Below are 17,328 nucleotides of genomic sequence, written 5' to 3'. Positions count from 1 at the left end.
CGCTGCGGTCAGCCGCCCATTGCGGCAGCAGCCGCGGTTGCGATTCTCGACCACATGGTCGTCGCAGACGCGCCGAAAGCCTGGAGCCCGCCAATCATGGCGAGAAAGATCAGGGCGAGGATCAGCCCGTATTCGACGGAAGTGGCGCCGCGTTTATCGCGTTCCAACATGCGCAGGAATTTGATCATGCCCGGTGCCCCCACTCGTCGCTTGTCTAAGCTGACATGGGATGTTTACGCTGGGGCGGGTTAAGAAATCGTTGAGAGTGGTCGCGAAAGTGGAAAATATCCCGACATGGACCTGCGTCGTCGCGCTGGCGCTGCGCGACGGGAAGGGGCGCTGGCTGATGCATCGGCGCCCCGCGGACAAGCACCATGGCGGGCTCTGGGAGTTTCCCGGCGGCAAGGTCGAGACGGGCGAAACCCCGCGCAATGCGCTGGTTCGCGAGATCGACGAAGAGCTTGGCTTGGTCATCGAACCGGCGGCCTGTGCGCCCGTCGGCTTCGCCGAGGAGACCAGCGGGGAAGGGCGCCCGCCGATTGTCATCATGCTTTACACTTCGGTCTGGGACGGGAGCGGTATGGGCGCGCTCGAGGGGGGTGAAATCGATTGGTTTACCCCTGAGGAGGCGGAGCTACTTGCCAAACCCCCGCTCGATGTCGCGCTGGCGGCAAAGTTGTTTGCAAAAGGGGTGATTTAGGGATTGCCAAGCTGTGGGTGCCTGCCTATGTGGCGCCCTCCAAGCGCGCCCGTAGCTCAGCTGGATAGAGCACCAGACTACGAATCTGGGGGCCGGAGGTTCGAATCCTTCCGGGCGCGCCACAAAAGGCCATCCTTCTCCGGAAGGGTGGCCTTTTGTGGTTCTGGAGGAGGCGCAAGGGCGCCGGTGCCCGCAAGCCGCGGAGTAGGGCGGTCAGTCGGCCTCGTCTTCGAGCCAGTGCATGTCGTCGTCGCTGAAGCCGAAGTGATGGCCCGCCTCATGCACCACCACGTGGCGCACCAGATCGTCCATTCGGACCCCGGTTTCGCGCCATTCGGCAATCAGCGGTTCGCGGAACAGCCAGATGCGCGGCGGGAGCTGCCCGCTCTGCCAGATCGATTGGTCGGGCAGGGGTTCGCCTTCGTAGAGGCCGGAAAGATGCCAGCGGTCCGTGATATCGACCGATGCCAGCTGCTCGGGGGTCGCGAAATCCTCGACCTGCAGAACGACATCGCCCATCTGGTCGCGGAACTGCGCAGGCAGTTCGGCGAAAGCCGTTTCGGCCATTGTCTGCATCTGGGCCCGCGTGGGCGCTTGTCGGTCATGCATGGTGAAGCCGATATGGGTTTGCCGGCCGGGCCCCACAAGACCGGAACCGTGCCGCCGGTGACCGGTTCATCTTCCAAAGGAGATAAGAAACATGGCCGATGCCACGAAGATTTTCGAACGCCTGAAGGAAGATCATGACCGCCACCGCGAGCTGCTGGACAAGCTGCTCGACACGAGCGGGGATACGACCGAGCGCAAGTCGCTGTTCGAAGAGCTGACCAAGGAGCTCAAGAGCCATGCTGCCGCAGAAGAGCAGGCGCTGTATTCCACAATGCTGCGCAAGCCGCCGACGACCGGCGAAACGCGCCATTCGGTGGCCGAGCACCACGAGATCGAAGAGGCGCTCAACGACCTTGCTGCGACCGATATGTCCGAAGGTGGCTGGCTGACGAAGTTCAAGAGCTTCGAGCACCAGTACCGGCACCATATCGACGAGGAAGAGGAAGACCACTTTCCCGACTTCGAACGGCACCTTGACGAAGATGACATGAAGCACATGGAACGGGTCTTCGAGCGCCGCAAGGACGAGGAAATGGCCGAAGCCGAAGTGACGCCCGAGAAGAAGGAAGACGCGAAGGAATAGCGCGCAGCGCAGGGGGCGGCACATGAGTGAAGACAAGCAGGCGGATCCGAGCCGCACTTCGGCGCTGTCGCCCTCGGTCGAGCCCGGGGTCTGGCGCTATGCCAGGGCCTCGCGCGCGAGCGTAATCGTCGATGCTGCCGACTATTTCGCCTTCATGCAGGAAGCGATGCTCAAATCGCGCCGTCGGATCCTGCTGATCGGCTGGGATTTCGACACGCGGATACATCTGGAACGCGGGCGGCGCTGGTGGCAGCGCGCGTGGAAACGCGGGTACCCGTCGCGGCTCGGCAGTTTCATCGCCTGGCTGGCGCGTCACCGCAAGCAGCTCGACATCCGTATCCTGAAGTGGAGCGTAGGCGCGCTGTCGACCATGGGCCGTGCCTCGATGTGGTGGGATCTTGCCCGCTGGTTCCGTCATAGCCGGATCAACTTCCACTTCGATACCGCGCATCCGGTCGGTTGCACGCATCACCAGAAGATCGCCGTGCTCGACAACAAGGTGGCGGTGTGCGGCGGAATCGACATGACCGACAAGCGCTGGGACACGCGCGATCACGACGAGGTCGATCCGCGCCGCAAGACACCGCACGGGCGCAGTTACGGCCCGTGGCACGATGCCGCGATGCTGATGGAGGGCGAGGTCGCCACCGCGCTTGCCGAGCTGGGCGACGACCGGTGGACATCGGCCGGCGGTGCCGAGCTGCCCGAAGTTCCCGATGCCCCCGGCAGCCCTTGGCCCGATGCGCTGACCGCCCAGTTCGAAGATGTCGAGATCGGCGTGGCACGTACCCGCGCTGCCTACCGTGACTGGGAAAAGATCACCGAGATCGAGCAGCTTTATCTCGACCAGATCGCTGGCGCGAAGCGGTTCATCTACGCAGAAAGCCAGTATTTCGCATCGCGGGCGATCGCCGAAGCCATCATCGCCCGCCTGGGAGAGGACGATCCCCCGGAAATCGTCATCGTGCATCCGTGCCACGCCGATGGCTGGCTCGAACAGCAGGCGATGGATCATGCGCGTGCGGAATTGGTGCGCGCGATCGGCGAAGCGGATCCGCAGCGCCGGTTCTCGCTCTGGTCCCCCTTCACCGGCGAGACGCCGATCTACGTCCACGCCAAGATCATGATCGTCGACGACACGATCCTGCGGATCGGCTCGGCCAATCTCAACAACCGCTCGATGGGCCTCGACAGCGAATGCGATGTGTTCATCGATTCGACGCGCAAGGGCAATGCGCACGCCGCCCATGCGATCGCGGCTCTGCGCCATTCGCTACTCGGAGAACACTGCGGCATCGATGAAAACGAGGTTGGCGAATTGCTGTCGCGGCACGGGTCGATGGCCGCGTTGATCGACCATTCGCAAGGCGAAGGCGGCCGAAATTTGCGCCGCTACCATCCTCCCGAACTCAACGACGTGCAAAAGGGCCTCGCCGATAGCGCGCTGCTCGATCCGGAGGACCCCGACGACATGTTCGAGCCGTTTGCAAACGGCGGGCTTTTCCGCAAGGGGAGCAGGCTCAAGCGGTTTCGCGACAAGTTCAGGAGGATCAAGGGAACGTGAGCAGCCTAGTTGGACCCGACGAGGACGATCCGCGCGGCAAATTGCCCGTTCCGGAGCATGTGCAGCATGCGATCCGCACGCTCATCGAATGGACGGGCGACGATCCCGCGCGCGAAGGCTTGCTCGACACCCCCAAGCGGGTGGCGCGCGCGTGGAAGGAATATTGCATCGGGTACACCGAAGACCCGGCAGTGCACCTCGATCGCGTGTTCGAGGAAGTGGGCGGTTACAACGAGATCGTCCTGCTCAAGGATATTCCGTTCCAGTCGCATTGCGAACACCACATGGCGCCGATCATAGGCAAGGCCGCGATCGCCTATCTGCCGCATGACCGCGTCGTCGGCATTTCGAAGCTTGCGCGCGTGCTGCATGGCTTCGCGCGGCGGCTGCAGGTGCAGGAACGCCTGACCGCCGAAGTCGCCGACTGTATCTGGGAAAATCTCCAGCCGCAGGGCGTCGCGGTGGTGATCGAGGCATCGCATGCCTGCATGACCGCGCGCGGCGTGCGCACGCCCGGTGTCGGCATGGTCACGAGTAGGATGATGGGCACCTTCCTCGACGACCATCGCAGCCGCGAAGAAGTGCTCAAGCTGATGGGATACGGCTGACCGCCCGGGCGGCCGGCTCCGAGGTCAAACCCGCAAGTAAAAACGCCCCGCCGGGCAGCAAGCCGGACGGGGCGTCTGTTTGCGTGTCGGCAGGGCCGATGGCTTACATCTGGCCGAGCATGTGTTCCGCACTCGAGACCGAGAAATCGCCCGGTGCTTCGACATTGAGCTGGGTAACCACGCCGTCCTCGACCACCATCGAATAACGCTGACCGCGCTTGCCGAGGCCGAAGCCCGAACCGTCCATCGTCAGGCCGACCGCTTCGGCAAAATCGCCATTGCCGTCAGCGAGCATGGTGATGTCTTCGGAACCGGCAGCGCTTTTCCATGCGCCCATCACGAAGGCGTCGTTGACTGCCGTGGCGACGATTTCGTCGACGCCCTTCGATTTCAGATCGCCGGCCTTGTCGACATAGCCGGGCAGGTGCTTGGCCGAACAGGTCGGGGTGAAGGCGCCGGGCACCGAGAACAGCGCCACCTTCTTGCCCTTGAAGTAGTCGGCCGAGCTTACCTGCTCGGGGCCGTTCTCGGTCGCCTTGACCATTTTTACATCAGGCAGCTTGTCGCCTACCGAAATCGTCATAACAAAACTCCGTCTATCGCGTGTGCCGGGTGAGGTAAGCTGCACCGCGGCGATGCGCAAGCTCCCAGCGCGGGCGCGGCCCGGGGGTTGGTACGGGGCCGGGGAGGGGATGTTGCCCTCGTTCGGCTGGGCGGCTAGGGCCGCTGCCATGCGGCAGCCGCGCACTCCCCCCAGGCGGCCACCACCCCGATAGACTGAGGATTTACCGTGAGCGAATTCACCGATTACGTCATCAAGGACATTGCCCTGGCCGGTTACGGCCGCGCCGAGATCGCCATCGCCGAAACCGAGATGCCGGGCCTGATGGCGCTGCGCGAGGAGTATGCGGCAAAGCCGCTGAAGGGCGCGCGGATTACCGGTTCGCTGCACATGACGATCCAGACCGCCGTGCTGATCGAGACGCTGGTGGCGCTCGGCGCGGATGTGCGCTGGGCGACCTGCAACATCTACTCGACGCAGGATCATGCCGCGGCGGCCATCGCGGCGCAGGACATCCCGGTCTTCGCGATCAAGGGCGAGAGCCTGGCCGACTACTGGGACTATGTTGGCCGCATCTTCGACTGGTCGACCGATGAGGATCCCGACCAGACAGCGACCATCATTCTCGACGATGGCGGCGATGCGACCATGTTCGCGCTGTGGGGCGCGCGCGTCGAAGCGGGCGAGGAACTGCCCGAGCCGCAGAATGCCGAGGAAATCGAATTCCAGCGCGCACTCAAGGCGTTCCTCAAGGCCAAGCCGGGCTATCTGACCAAATCGGTCAAGAACATCGTCGGCGTGTCGGAAGAAACCACCACCGGCGTCCACCGCCTCTATCATCTCGCCAAGCAGGGCAAGCTGCCGTTCCCCGCGATCAATGTGAACGACAGCGTGACCAAGTCGAAGTTCGACAATCTCTATGGCTGCCGCGAATCGCTGGTCGATGCGATCCGCCGCGCAACCGACGTGATGCTGTCGGGCAAGGTCGCCTGCGTTGCCGGCTTCGGCGATGTCGGCAAGGGTTCGGCGCAGTCGCTGCGCAACGGCGGCGCGCGCGTGCTGGTCACCGAAGTGGATCCGATCTGCGCGCTGCAGGCCGCGATGGACGGCTTCGAAGTCGTGACGATGGAAGAAGCGGTCAAGGTCGCCGATATCTTCTGCACCGCGACGGGCAACGAACACGTCATCACCGCCGAACACATGAAGGCGATGAAGGACAAGGCGATCGTCTGCAACATCGGTCACTTCGACAGCGAGATCCAGATCTCGGCGCTCGACAATTACGAATGGAACGAACTCAAGCCGGGTACCGACCTGGTGAAGTTCCCCGACGGCAAGGAAATCATCGTGCTCGGCAAGGGCCGGCTGGTGAACCTGTCCTGCGCCACCGGTCACCCGAGCTTCGTGATGAGCTTCAGCTTCACCAACCAGACGCTCGCGCAGATCGAACTGTGGACCAAGGGCGACGAATACAAGAACGACGTCTACGTCCTGCCCAAGCATCTCGACGAAAAGGTCGCGGCGCTCCATCTCGACAAGCTGGGCGTGAAGCTGACCAAGCTGAGCCAGAAGCAGGCCGATTACATCGGCGTGCCAGTCGATGGTCCGTTCAAGCCCGAACATTACCGTTACTGACTGCCGTTCCGGTCCGGATATACACGCATGAACGCGCGCGGGGGCATTGCATCCCCGCGCGCGTAGGCATAGCTGGCGGGTAATGGACTCATCTCCCGCACTGCTGGCCGTTATCGGCCTTCTGCTGGCGCTTTGGACCGCAGGTGCGGTGTGGGTGATGCTGCGCGCCAGCGGACGCGAACAGCGATCGATCGCCAGTCGCAAGACCGCCCAGCGCCTGTCGCGGCTGATCGAGGAAGGTCCCGCCATTCCGCTGCTGGTACGGGCCGACGGGCGGATCGAGGCGCCCGACCGGCTGGCGCGGTGGATCGGGCTCGAGAAAGTCCCCGAATATCTCAGCGAGCTGGCTGGCGGCGAGGGGCGCGGGCTCACCGAAGCGCAGATCGATACGCTGACACGCAATGTCCGGCGCACGCAGAAGACCGCCAAGCCGTTTCGCATGGCGATCAATGTCTCGCCCGCTTCGGGCAAGTCGCTGGCGCTGCAGGGGTCGCTGGCCGATCCGGCGGTGTCCCCCGGCGGGTCGGCGCTCGTCTGGGTCTTCGACTTCAGCGACAGCCAGGCGGAACTGACTCAGCTGCGCGAGGAAGCGGCGCGCGCTCGCGAGGATTTCGGCGCGCTGGTCGGGCTGATCGAGGCCGCCCCGATGCCGATGTGGTTCCGCGGGGCCGACATGCAGCTGCGGCTGGTCAACCAGGCCTATGTCGCCGCGGTGGGTGCCGAAAGCGCGGACCAGGTCGTGGCCGACCAGGTCGAACTGGTCGAAACGGTCAATGGCCGCACTGCGGCCGAGGTCGCGCAGCAGGCGGCCGACCGCCGCCAGCCGATCGAACGCATCCTCAGCGCGACGATCGAACGCGCGCGGCGCACGATCCGTGTCACCGACCTCCCGTTGATGGGCGAGGGGATCGCCGGCTATGCGGTCGATATCGAGGAAATGGAGGAGCAGGCGCGCGAGTTCCGTGCCTTCCGCGAAGCGCAGCGTTCGATGCTCGACCAGCTTTCGATCGGCGTGGCGCAGTTCGATGCCGGCCACCGCATGACCTTCGCCAACCAGCCCTTCCACCGCGTCTTCTCGCTCCCCCCCGGCGTGGTCAACGAACGCACGTCGTTCGGGCAGATGCTGCTGATCGCGCGCGAAAACGGCCGGATCCCCGAAGTGCGCGACTTCCCCGCCTGGCGCAACGAATTGACCGAGTGGTTCCAGCGCGACGAGCCCCACGAAGAAGCCTGGCCGCTGTCCGACAGCACCCATCTGCGTATCGTCGCGCAGCCCCTGCCCGATGGGGGGCTGGTGATGATTGCCGAAGACCGCACCGAACAGCTCGCGCTGTCGGCGACGCGCGATACGCTGCTGCGCACGCGGACCGCGACATTCGACAATCTGTTCGAGGCGCTTGCCGTGTTCGCGCCCGACGGCCACCTCGAACTGTGGAACCGCGGTTTCCCTGGCGCCTGGGGGATCGATCCCGAAGTGCTCGACGGGCACCCGCAGGCCGAAGACCTGTTGCAGGCGATCTCGCGCAATCTTTCGGACCCCGCTTCGGTTTCGCAGCTCAACCAGGTGATCCGTGCCGCCACGCTCGATCGCAAGAAGAGCAATGGCCGCATCGAGCTCGCCGATGGCCGGACGCTCGACTTCACCGGCGTGCCGCTACCCGATGGCAATGGGATGCTGACCGTGCTCGACGTCACCGCGTCGCAGCAGGCCGAGGTCGCGCTGCGCGAACGCAATCGCGCGCTCGAGGAGGCCGATGCGGTGATGACCCGTTTCCTCGCCAATATGAGCTACGAGTTCCGCACTCCGCTGACCTCGATCGGCGGGTTCGCTGAACTGCTGACCAGCGGCATCGCGGGCGAGCTGTCGCCGCAGGCGACCGAATATGCGCAGGCGATTTCGCTGTCGGTCGGGAAGCTGACCGAGCAGGTGGAGAACGTGCTCGACCTGTCGCAATCCGAAGCGGGCCTGATGCCGCTGCGCAAGAGCACCTTCACGCTGCTGCCCTTCCTGACCAAGATCGTGCGCAAGGAAGAACAGCGCATCCATGATGGCGAACTGACGCTCGACCTGAAGGGCGATGCGGAAAAATCGGTGACGGCCGATCCGCACCAGCTGCGCCGCGCGATCTCGCAACTGCTCGACAATGCGATCAACGGCACCCCGCGCGGGGGCCGGATCGCGATCGATATCGGGCGCAAGCGCGACGAGACGCGGATCGTGATCTCCGACAATGGCCGCGGGATGAGCCAGCACGAGCTTGCTCGTGCGCTGGAGGGCATCCGCATGTCGTCGGACGGCAAGGGTATCGAACGCCGCCACGGGCTGGGCATTCCGCTGGCGCGGCAATTGATCGAAGCGCATGGCGGTACGCTCGAGATCCGCAGCCGCAAGAACAGCGGCACCACTGCAACGATCACCCTACCGTGAAAATCGCGCTGCCCGATCTCGCGGCGATGGAGGCGTTCGGCCAGCAGATCTCCGCGAAGCTGGCGCCGGGCGATGTCGTGGCGCTTTCCGGTACGCTGGGCACTGGCAAGACCACGCTGGCGCGTGCGATCATCGCGGCGCTCGGTCACGAGGGCGAGGTGCCTTCGCCGACCTACACGATCATCGAAACCTATGACGGCCTGCCGGTCCCGCTGGTCCATGCCGATTTCTACCGGCTCGAGGATCCCGCGGAAGCTGCCGAGCTGGGGCTCGACGACTACCGGGAGGGCGCCGCACTGCTGGCCGAGTGGCCCGATCACGCGGGCGGTTTCGCCCATGAGCCGAACTGCCTCGCCATTGCGCTGGAAAAGGTGGGCGAAGGCCGCGAAGCCGTTGTCACCCCGGGCACATCTTGGCAAAGCCGCTGGCCATGAGCGATGCGCCTTTCGACGAGATTCACGAGTTTCTGGGTGGCACCCGGTGGGAAGGCGCGGAAATCGCCCCTCTCGTCGGCGATGCCAGCTTCCGCCGCTACTTCCGGGTAAGGATGGGAGGTGACAGCGCCATGCTGATGCACGCGCCGCCGCCGCACGAGGACCCGGAGCCGTTCCTGCACGTGGCGCACTGGCTCGACAGGAACGGCCTGCGCGCGCCCCGCATACTGAGTGAGGACGCCGCCAATGGCTGGGTGCTGATCGAGGATTTCGGCGACCAGCGCATGCGCGAATGGATCGATGCCCATCCGGCCGACGAGCGCGGGATCTACGCGCAGGCGATCGATACGCTGGTGGCGCTCCACCGGCTGCCGCCCGGCCCGTTCGAGCCCTATGACATGGCCGTCTACCTGCGCGAAGCGATGCTGCTGGTCGAATGGTATTGCCCGGCCATGGGGCTGACGGTCGATGTGCCGGCCTATCGCGCCGCATGGGAAACCGCACTCGAGCCGCTGCTCGCGAGGCAGGATCCCGGCGTCACCGTATTGCGCGACTACCATGCCGAAAACGTCATGCTGCTCGAACCCGGCAAGCTGGCGGGAGCGCAGGGATTGATAGATTTCCAGGACGCGCTGGTCGGCCATCCGGCCTACGACCTCGTCAGCCTGCTGCAGGATGCGCGGCGCGAAGTATCGACCGAACTCGAATGCGAGATGCTGGGCCGCTACCGTGCCGCGGCCGACCCGGGGCCCCATTTCGAAGCCGATTATGCCCGGCTCGGGGCGCAGCGGAACGCCAAGATCGTGGGCATTTTCACGCGTCTCGCCAAGCGCGATGGCAAGGCGCGGTATTTGGCAATGATCCCGCGCGTCTGGCAGGCGATGGAACGCGATCTGGCGCATGAAGCGCTGTCGCCCGTCGCCGCGTGGTTCGACGCGAACATCCCACAGGAAATCCGCGATACCGCCGGAGGGGAAATCCAGTGACCACGCTCGTCTCCGACACGGCCATGCTGATGGCCGCAGGGCTGGGCAAGCGCATGCGCCCGCTTACCGCGACCACGCCCAAGCCGCTGGTGCGCGTGGCCGGAAAACCCCTGATCGACCGTGCGCTCGACCGCCTCGAGGAAGCCGGTGTCGCAAGGGCCGTGGTCAATGTGCATTACCTGGCCGATGCGATCGAAGCGCATGTCGGTGCGCGCAAGGCGCCCGCGGTGACGTTCTCGGACGAACGCGAGCAATTGCTCGAGACCGGGGGCGGCATGGTCAAGGCCGCCGCCGCCGGGCTGCTGCCCGATCCGTTCTTCGCCTGCAATGCCGACAGCATCTGGCTAGACGGCCCGCAAAACGCCTTCAGCGATCTTTCGGCCGGGTGGGATCCCGAGCGCATGGATGCGTTGCTTTTGCTCGTCACGCACGCGCGCGCCCACAATTTCGACGGTTCGGGCGATTTCTACATGGACCCCGCCGGCCAGCTCACGCGCAAGCTGCCCGGCCGGATCGCGCCCTTCATTTACACCGGGATCCAGCTGGTATCGCAGCGCCTGCTGCGCGATGCACCGGACGGCAAGTTTTCGACCAATGTCCTGTGGGATCGCGCGATTGCCGAAGGGCGGCTCTACGGTGTCGCCTTTACCGGACGGTGGTACGAAGTCGGCACGCCTGCGCATATCCGCCCGACCGAGGAAGCGCTCAAGGGTGGCTGAGCGGCAGGGGCCGAAGGTCTATTCGATCGCCGCACATCGCGGCTTCGCCGATGCCCTCGTCGCTGGCCTGGTCCCGCGCTATGCCAACGACGAGTTCGGCCTGGCGCGCCTGACGCTGCTCGTCCCCAGCAGCCGAGCCCGGCGCACGATTTCCGAAGCCTTCATCCGCCACGCCGGCGAACAGGGCACCCCCGGACTGCTGATGCCGCGCATGGCGGTGGTCGGCGATCTCGATCTCGATGAAACGCTCGGCCCGCTGCTCGACCCGCTGGGCGCCGCCGACATACCCCGCGCTATCGAACCGCAGCGGCGGCTGTTTGCACTGGCCCGGCTGATCGCGGACACGATGGGCGACGAGGCACCCGGCGGTGCAACGCTGCTGCGGCTCGCGCGTGAAACCGGGGCAACGATGGACCGGCTGCTGGTCGAGGGCGTGGGTCCTGAAGAACTGGTCGGCGAAAGCGTGCTCGACCTGTTCGGATCGTTGTCCGATCACTGGCAGCGCAGCCTCCATCTCTTCGCAACTGTTCAGGCCAAGTGGCTGGAACAATTGCAGCAATGGGATGCGCTCGACGCGGCAGCTCGGCGCAATCGCCTGTTCGACTGGGCCGCCGCGCGCTGGCGTGCTGCGCCGCCCGAAACGCCCATCGTCGCTGCGGGCGTGACCAGCGCCGCACCTTCGCTTGCGCGGCTGTTGAGAGTGGTCGCCGATTGCGATCAGGGGGCGGTGATCCTGCCCGATTTCGATCTCACCATGCCGCAGGCGGTGTGGGACGAATTGGGCCGCGCCGGGGCGACGCCCGAACCCGGCGCCACGCCTTTCGCACGCGAGGATGCGGTGACGCATCCGCAATACCACCTCAAGTTGCTGCTCAACCGCATGGGGATTGCACGCGAGGAAGTGCAGCCGTGGCATCGCCGTGGCATCGCCGCGGCGCAGCCCGAACGCAGCCATGCGCTCGGATCGCTGTTCCTGCCGCCCGAAGCGAGCAAGGGATGGGTCGACCTGCCCGCCGAGAAACGCCGGTTGGCAGGCGTGCGCATCATGACCTGCGCCAATCCGGAGGAAGAGGCGCAGGCGGTCGCCCTGCTGGTCCGCGAGGCAGTGGAACAACCGGAAAAGCGCGTGGCGGTGGTCACGCCCGATCGCGCGCTGGCGCGGCGCGTGGTCCACCACCTCGACCGCTGGAACATCACGGCCGACGATTCGGGCGGGCGCCCCTTGTCGCAGACCGCTGCCGGCCGGCTGTTCCTGCTGCTTGCCGAGATCGTCGCCGAAGATGCCGCCCCTGTTTCGCTGATGGGGCTGTTGGGCCACCCGCTGGTCGATGGCGGGATGGAGCGCGGCGTCTGGCTACGGCAGCTGCGCCGGGTCGAACGCGCGCTGCGCGGGCCGCGCAAGGCGGGCGGCCTGGCCCCCGTCGCGGCTATCGCGGCGCGGCTGGCCCAGCGGCATGGCCGCGTGGCCGATTGGTACGCCGCGGTCGATCAGGCGCTTTCGCCGCTGGTGGCGCTGCACCGGCAGGATGCCATCCCCATGCACGCCTTGCTCGATGCGCTGGTCGAAAGCGGCGAAGCGCTGTGCGGCGAAAAGCTCTGGGCACGCGAGGACGGCCGTTCGCTGGCTGGCTTCGTGGAGGAATTGCGCCGTCATGCGCGCGAGGCGGGGTTCGCCCTGGCGCCGGGCGAGGCCGCAATTGCGCTGCGCGATGCCATGGAACAGGTGGCGGTCCGGCCTCCCTATGGGGGGCATGCGCGGGTGCAGGTGCTCGGGCTGCTCGAAAGCCGGATGAACCGCGCCGAACTGGTAATCTGCGCCGGACTGAATGAAGGCGTCTGGCCGGTCCGCGGGGGGATCGACGCGCTGCTTGCCCCGCCGGTGCTCCGCGCGCTGGGCGTGCCCGGTGCCGATTTCCGTATCGGACTTTCGGCGCATGACCTCGCCGGGGCGCTCGGCGCGCCCGAGGTGGTCCTGTCGCGTTCCGAAAGGGACGAGGCCGGCCCGGCCATTCCCTCGCGTTTCCTGCTGCGCGTGCAGGCGCTGCTGGGCGAGCTGCTCGATCGCTACGAGGACCGCGAGACGGTCGCGCTGGCGCGGGCGATGACCCGCGCGCCGAGCGCGCCGGCCTATCCGCGCCCGGCACCGCAGCCGCAGCCCGAACAGCGCAAGGTCGACATTTCCGCGACCGCGCTCGATCGCCTGCTTGGCGATCCCTACCAGTTCTATGCCGACCGGATCATGGGGCTGAAGGATCTCGACGCGCTGGACGCCGAACCTTCGGCGCAATGGCAGGGGACGGTGGCGCACGCCATCCTGCAACGCTGGCACGAAGCGCGCGAGCGGGATCCTGCCGCCCGCCTCGCGCCGATCATGCAGGCCGTGCTCGACGAAGAGAACGCCGATCCGCTGATGCGGGGGCTGTGGCAGCCACGGCTCGAAGCCGCGCTGCGCTGGATCGAAGAGGAGATCGGTGCCTATGACGACCGTCGCGTGCTGGCGGTCGAGAAGCAGGGCGCGATGACCTTCGACGGCGTCCATGTCCACGGCCGCGCGGACCGGATCGACCGGCTCGCGGACGGCAGCCTTGCCATAATCGATTACAAGACCGGTACGCCGCCCAGCGCGGCCCGGGTCGAGGCCGGTTTCGCGTTGCAGCTTGGCGTCCTCGGCCTGATCGCCGAACGCGGCGGTTTCGAAGGTCTGGCCGGCGACGCGCAAGGCTACGAATACTGGTCGCTTGGCAAAGCCAAGGATGCGGGAAACCGCTACGGTTTCGGCTATGTCGACGTTCCGCTGAAAGTCGGGCGCAAGACTTCGGGCGTGGCGCCCGAGGAATTCCTGCCGCTGACCGCGGACAAGCTGACACTGGCCATCAACCGCTTCATCAAGGGCAATGACTCCTTCATGGCGCGCGAGAACCCTGATTATCCCGCCTATGACACCTATGATCAGCTGATGCGGCTCGATGAGTGGATCGCGCACCAGGATGGCGGAGAAACGGCGTGAGCGGGACCGTCTACGAACTGCAGGACAAGCAGCGCCTCGCGGTCGATCCGCAGGACAGCGTGTGGCTTTCGGCCAGCGCGGGGACCGGCAAGACGCAGGTCCTGTCGGCGCGTGTGCTGCGGCTGCTGCTCGAACCGGGTGCCGATCCTTCGCAGGTCCTGTGCCTCACTTTCACCAAGGCGGGCGCGGCTGAAATGGCAGTGCGTGTCAACGCGGTATTGGCGCGCTGGGTCCGGATGGACGATGCGCAGCTGGCGCGCGAACTGGCGTTTTTGGGCGCGCCCGGCGACCCAGAAACGCGCGCGCGGGCCCGGGCGCTGTTCGCCCGCGTCCTCGATTGCCCCGGCGGCGGATTGCGGATCGATACGATCCACGCCTTCGCCCAATATCTGCTTGCCGCCTTCCCCGGCGAAGCGGGCATGCTGCCCGGATCGCGTCCGATGGAAGACCGCGAGCGCGACCTCCTGAGCCGCGATGTTCTCTCGAACCTGCTGGCCGAAGGCGACCCGCGCATCGCCGGGGCGATCGCCGAGATGAGCAAGCGCAAGGGACCCGATGCGGTCCGCAGCTGGCTGATGCGCTGCGCGCGGCACATGGACCTGTGGCAGGGGCCGGGCAGCTGGCAACCGCCGATGCAGCCGCGCGTGTTTCGCTTGCTGGGCCTCCCCGCCGATGCCGATGCCGCATGGGTTGCAGACGCATGTTCGGACGCGGCGTTTCCCTGCGCCAGCCTGCGCGCCTGCCTGGCCGCCAGCCGCGGCTGGTCGGCAAAGACGGGCCAGACTTGCGCCGATTTTCTCGAAAGCTGGCTGGCGAATGATACGGAGGCCCGGCTTGCCGCAATCGACGGGTTTTCCAGGACACTGCTCAAGGCCGATGGCACCCCGCGCAAGATGGCCGGGGCGGAAAAAGTCGATCCGGACTTTCCGGGCAACCAGGAACGGGTGGCCGAAGCCGTGGCCAAGGTGCGCGAACGCGCGGCATTGCTCGAACTGGCGGCATTCCTCGGGCCGCAGCTCGAAGCGGGACGCGCCTTCGCGCTTGCCTGGCACAGGGCGAAGGAACGCGAAGGGCTGGTCGATTTCGACGATCTCATCGCCCGCGCAGCCACGCTCCTGTCCGACAGCGCGATGGCCGACTGGATTCGTTACAAGCTCGACCGCAGCTTCGATCACATCCTCGTCGATGAAGCGCAGGATACCAACGCGGCGCAATGGGCGATCGTGAAGGCACTGACCGACGATTATTTCGACGGTTCGGGCGCGCGCGGCGAGGCGGTGCGCACGATCTTTGCCGTGGGCGATTACAAGCAGGCGATCTTCGGCTTCCAGGGGACCAGCCCGGAGAACTTCAGGCAGGCGCGCGATTTCTTCCGCGACAAGATGAATGCCGCCGCCGATGCGGCCCGCGATACGCGCGGTGCGCCCGATATTCGCGGACTGGAGGAATACGGCCTCGGCCGGAGCTATCGCACCAACCAGCAGGTACTCGGTTTCGTGGATCGGGCAATCGATGCGATCGGCCATGAGGGGTTCGGGCTCGATCAACGCAGCGATCCGCACACGGGCAGCGGCGAACCCGGACTGGTGGGTCTGTGGCAGGTCGTTCGTGTCGCCGAGGAAGAAGACGACGGCGGTGAGCGCGAAGGCTGGCTGGCGCGGCACGACCGCTTGCTGGCCGACAGGATCGCGCGGCAGGTGGCCGAATGGCTCGACCCTGCCGGCGATGGCTTTACGTTGTCGCGCGGGACCAAGCGCCGCGCCAGCGCAGGCGATATCATGGTGCTGGTCCAGAAACGGCGCGACCTGGCTTCGCTCATCGTCGCGCGGCTGTACCGCCACGGTGTCCCGGTGGCCGGGGTCGACCGGCTGCGTCTTGGCAATCCGCTGGCAGTGAAGGACCTGATGGCCGCCTTGCGCTTTGCCGCGCAGCCGCTTGACGATCTCACGCTGGCCAGCCTGCTGGTTTCGCCCTTGCTGGGCTGGAGCCAGGAGGATTTGCTGGCGCACGGCTACCGGCCGAAAGGCGTGCGCCTGTGGGAGCACCTGCGGGGCAGCAGCGATGCGTTCGTTCGCGGCACGGTCGATGCGCTGCGCGAGATACTACGGCGGGCCGATTACGACAGCCCGCAGCAATTGCTGCACTGGATATTGCTTGGCGCGCTCGACGGGCGGCGCAAGCTGGTCGCGCGGCTGGGCCGAGAAGCGAACGATCCGATCGACGAATTGCTCAATGCCGCCAATGCCTACGCCAGCGCGCATACCGCGAGCCTGCAGGGGTTCATCCGCTGGTTCGATGCGGGCGATGGCGAACTGAAGCGCGAAGCGGGAGAGGGCGGCGACCAGGTCCGGGTGATGACCGTCCACGGGTCGAAAGGGCTCGAAGCGCCGATCGTCATCCTCGCCGATGCCGCTATCCGGCCCGATGGCGCGGGCGATCTGGTGCTGGAAGAGGAGCTGCCAGGGTCAGGGACGCCGCGCACCGTTCCGCTGCCGGGTCTGACCAAGGAAGAAAAGGTCGGCCCTGTCGCCGAGGCTGACGCTGCGGAAGCAGCCAAGGCGATGCAGGAGCATTGGCGGCTGCTCTATGTCGCTCTGACGCGCGCGCAGGAGGCGCTGTTCATTACCGGCTCGCTTGGCCCGCGCGATGCGAAAAACGGCCCGCATGACGATAGCTGGTATGCGCGGCTCGCGGCACTGTTCGATCAAAACGAGGCGCTGGCGGATCCCATCTGGGGTGCCCGCTGGGAATTGGGCGAATACGCTGCCCCGGTTGCGCCGTCCGCGCCCGATACGGATGGTGACGGCATGCCGCTTTTGCCCGACTGGGCCACCACGCCGGTCGGGCCGGAGCCCCGGCCGCCGCGCCCGCTCGCCCCGTCGGGGCTAGGCGAGACCGAGGGCAGCGATCCGCCGCTGCCACCTGCCAGTGTCGGCGCGGCCGCGCGGCGCGGGACGTTGATCCACGCGTTGCTCGAGCGCTTGCCGCAGATCGCTGGGAAAGACCGCGAAGGCAAGGCGCGCGCATGGCTGGAACGGCAGGCGGGCGACTTGGCGCCAGCGGAGCGTGAAGAAATGCTTGCGCGGGCAACGCAGGTCCTGGCCGAACCGGCGTTTGCGGAAGTGTTCGGACCCCGCGCACTGGCCGAAGTGCCCTTGGCCGCGACGGTCGAGGGGCAAGTGGTCATGGGAACCGCGGATCGCCTGCTGGTCACGGCCGACACGGTGACAGTGGTCGACTTCAAGACCGCCCGGCGGCCGCCCCTGTCTCCCGAGGCCATTCCCGACGCCACGCTCAAGCAGATGGCCGCCTATGTCGCGGCGCTCGAGACGATCTATCCCGGGCGCAGGGTCGAGGCGGCGGTGCTCTATACCCAGACGCCGCAGTTGTTCGCCTTGCCGGCCGCGCGGCTGGCTGCCTACAAGACCGCGTTTGCGGCGCCGCAGGAAAGTTTTGCCCTGCCGCCCGTTGAGTAACCGCCTTGGCCGCCCAC

At 66.3% G+C, this 17,328-nt stretch carries 14 protein-coding genes and 1 tRNA gene; 12 read left to right on the top strand and 3 right to left on the bottom strand.

Going from position 1 to position 17,328, the window contains the following annotated elements:
* Positions 1-8: 8 nt before the first annotated feature.
* Complete coding sequence (locus GRI55_RS09875) at positions 9-188, bottom strand: Flp family type IVb pilin (RefSeq protein WP_160767004.1); 180 nt, start codon at positions 186-188, stop codon at positions 9-11.
* Positions 189-277: 89 nt separating this feature from the next.
* Here GRI55_RS09875 and GRI55_RS09870 point away from each other — a divergent pair, with 89 nt between their 5' ends.
* Together GRI55_RS09870 and GRI55_RS09865 are read left to right on the top strand one after the other, a co-directional pair.
* Positions 278-700, top strand: coding sequence for an NUDIX domain-containing protein (locus GRI55_RS09870; protein WP_050600089.1), 423 nt, complete (start codon positions 278-280; stop codon positions 698-700).
* Positions 701-745: 45 nt separating this feature from the next.
* Positions 746-822: transfer RNA gene (locus tag GRI55_RS09865), tRNA-Arg, on the top strand.
* 91 nt (positions 823-913) lie between these two features.
* Here the strand turns inward: GRI55_RS09865 and GRI55_RS09860 are convergent.
* Positions 914-1,276, bottom strand: a complete 363-nt coding sequence (locus GRI55_RS09860; RefSeq protein WP_234000630.1) for a metallopeptidase family protein — start codon at positions 1,274-1,276, stop codon at positions 914-916.
* Positions 1,277-1,400: 124 nt separating this feature from the next.
* Here GRI55_RS09860 and GRI55_RS09855 point away from each other — a divergent pair, with 124 nt between their 5' ends.
* Genes GRI55_RS09855 through folE form a run of 3 tightly spaced genes read left to right on the top strand, consistent with a single transcriptional unit; the run spans position 1,401 to position 4,064 of the window.
* A complete protein-coding gene (locus GRI55_RS09855; RefSeq protein ID WP_050599920.1) occupies positions 1,401-1,892 on the top strand; it encodes a hemerythrin domain-containing protein in 492 nt (163 codons plus the stop codon).
* Between the two features lie 22 nt (positions 1,893-1,914).
* Positions 1,915-3,456, top strand: a complete 1,542-nt coding sequence (locus GRI55_RS09850; protein WP_160767003.1) for a phospholipase D-like domain-containing protein — start codon at positions 1,915-1,917, stop codon at positions 3,454-3,456.
* Positions 3,453-4,064, top strand: coding sequence for a GTP cyclohydrolase I FolE (gene folE / locus GRI55_RS09845; protein ID WP_160767002.1), 612 nt, complete (start codon positions 3,453-3,455; stop codon positions 4,062-4,064). The genes GRI55_RS09850 and folE overlap by 4 nt, the downstream gene beginning before the upstream one ends.
* 103 nt (positions 4,065-4,167) lie before the next feature.
* Here folE and GRI55_RS09840 read toward each other — a convergent pair whose 3' ends face one another.
* Positions 4,168-4,647, bottom strand: coding sequence for a peroxiredoxin (locus GRI55_RS09840; RefSeq protein ID WP_160767001.1), 480 nt, complete (start codon positions 4,645-4,647; stop codon positions 4,168-4,170).
* Positions 4,648-4,854: 207 nt separating this feature from the next.
* Between GRI55_RS09840 and ahcY the strand changes: the two genes are divergently transcribed.
* The 7 genes from ahcY to addA all read left to right on the top strand — a co-directional run bounded on the left by ahcY (position 4,855) and on the right by addA (position 17,311).
* On the top strand, positions 4,855-6,261 hold the full coding sequence (ahcY, locus tag GRI55_RS09835) for an adenosylhomocysteinase (protein WP_050599916.1): 1,407 nt from the start codon (positions 4,855-4,857) through the stop codon (positions 6,259-6,261).
* 82 nt (positions 6,262-6,343) lie between these two features.
* Positions 6,344-8,689: a sensor histidine kinase gene (locus GRI55_RS09830; RefSeq protein ID WP_160767000.1), complete on the top strand. Its 2,346-nt coding sequence runs from the start codon at positions 6,344-6,346 to the stop codon at positions 8,687-8,689.
* Positions 8,686-9,123, top strand: coding sequence for a tRNA (adenosine(37)-N6)-threonylcarbamoyltransferase complex ATPase subunit type 1 TsaE (tsaE, locus tag GRI55_RS09825; protein WP_050599914.1), 438 nt, complete (start codon positions 8,686-8,688; stop codon positions 9,121-9,123). The genes GRI55_RS09830 and tsaE overlap by 4 nt, the downstream gene beginning before the upstream one ends.
* A complete protein-coding gene (locus GRI55_RS09820) occupies positions 9,120-10,109 on the top strand; it encodes an aminoglycoside phosphotransferase family protein (protein ID WP_160766999.1) in 990 nt (329 codons plus the stop codon). The genes tsaE and GRI55_RS09820 overlap by 4 nt, the downstream gene beginning before the upstream one ends.
* Positions 10,106-10,828 carry a nucleotidyltransferase family protein gene (locus GRI55_RS09815; protein WP_307019254.1) on the top strand — a complete coding sequence of 241 codons (723 nt, stop codon included), beginning with the start codon at positions 10,106-10,108 and terminating at the stop codon, positions 10,826-10,828. The genes GRI55_RS09820 and GRI55_RS09815 overlap by 4 nt, the downstream gene beginning before the upstream one ends.
* Positions 10,821-13,835, top strand: coding sequence for a double-strand break repair protein AddB (gene addB, locus GRI55_RS09810; RefSeq protein WP_160766998.1), 3,015 nt, complete (start codon positions 10,821-10,823; stop codon positions 13,833-13,835). The genes GRI55_RS09815 and addB overlap by 8 nt, the downstream gene beginning before the upstream one ends.
* Positions 13,832-17,311 (top strand): double-strand break repair helicase AddA, encoded by a 3,480-nt coding sequence (gene addA / locus GRI55_RS09805; protein ID WP_160766997.1) that lies wholly within the window; start codon positions 13,832-13,834, stop codon positions 17,309-17,311. Before addB ends, addA begins: the two co-directional genes overlap by 4 nt.
* The last annotated feature ends 17 nt before the right edge of the window (positions 17,312-17,328 follow it).

Origin of the sequence: Qipengyuania citrea (assembly GCF_009828015.1) — a bacterium.
Taxonomy (GTDB): domain Bacteria; phylum Pseudomonadota; class Alphaproteobacteria; order Sphingomonadales; family Sphingomonadaceae; genus Qipengyuania; species Qipengyuania citrea.
The sequence above is the reverse complement of the archived record's forward strand: the minus strand, read 5'-3'. Positions and strand labels throughout refer to the sequence as shown.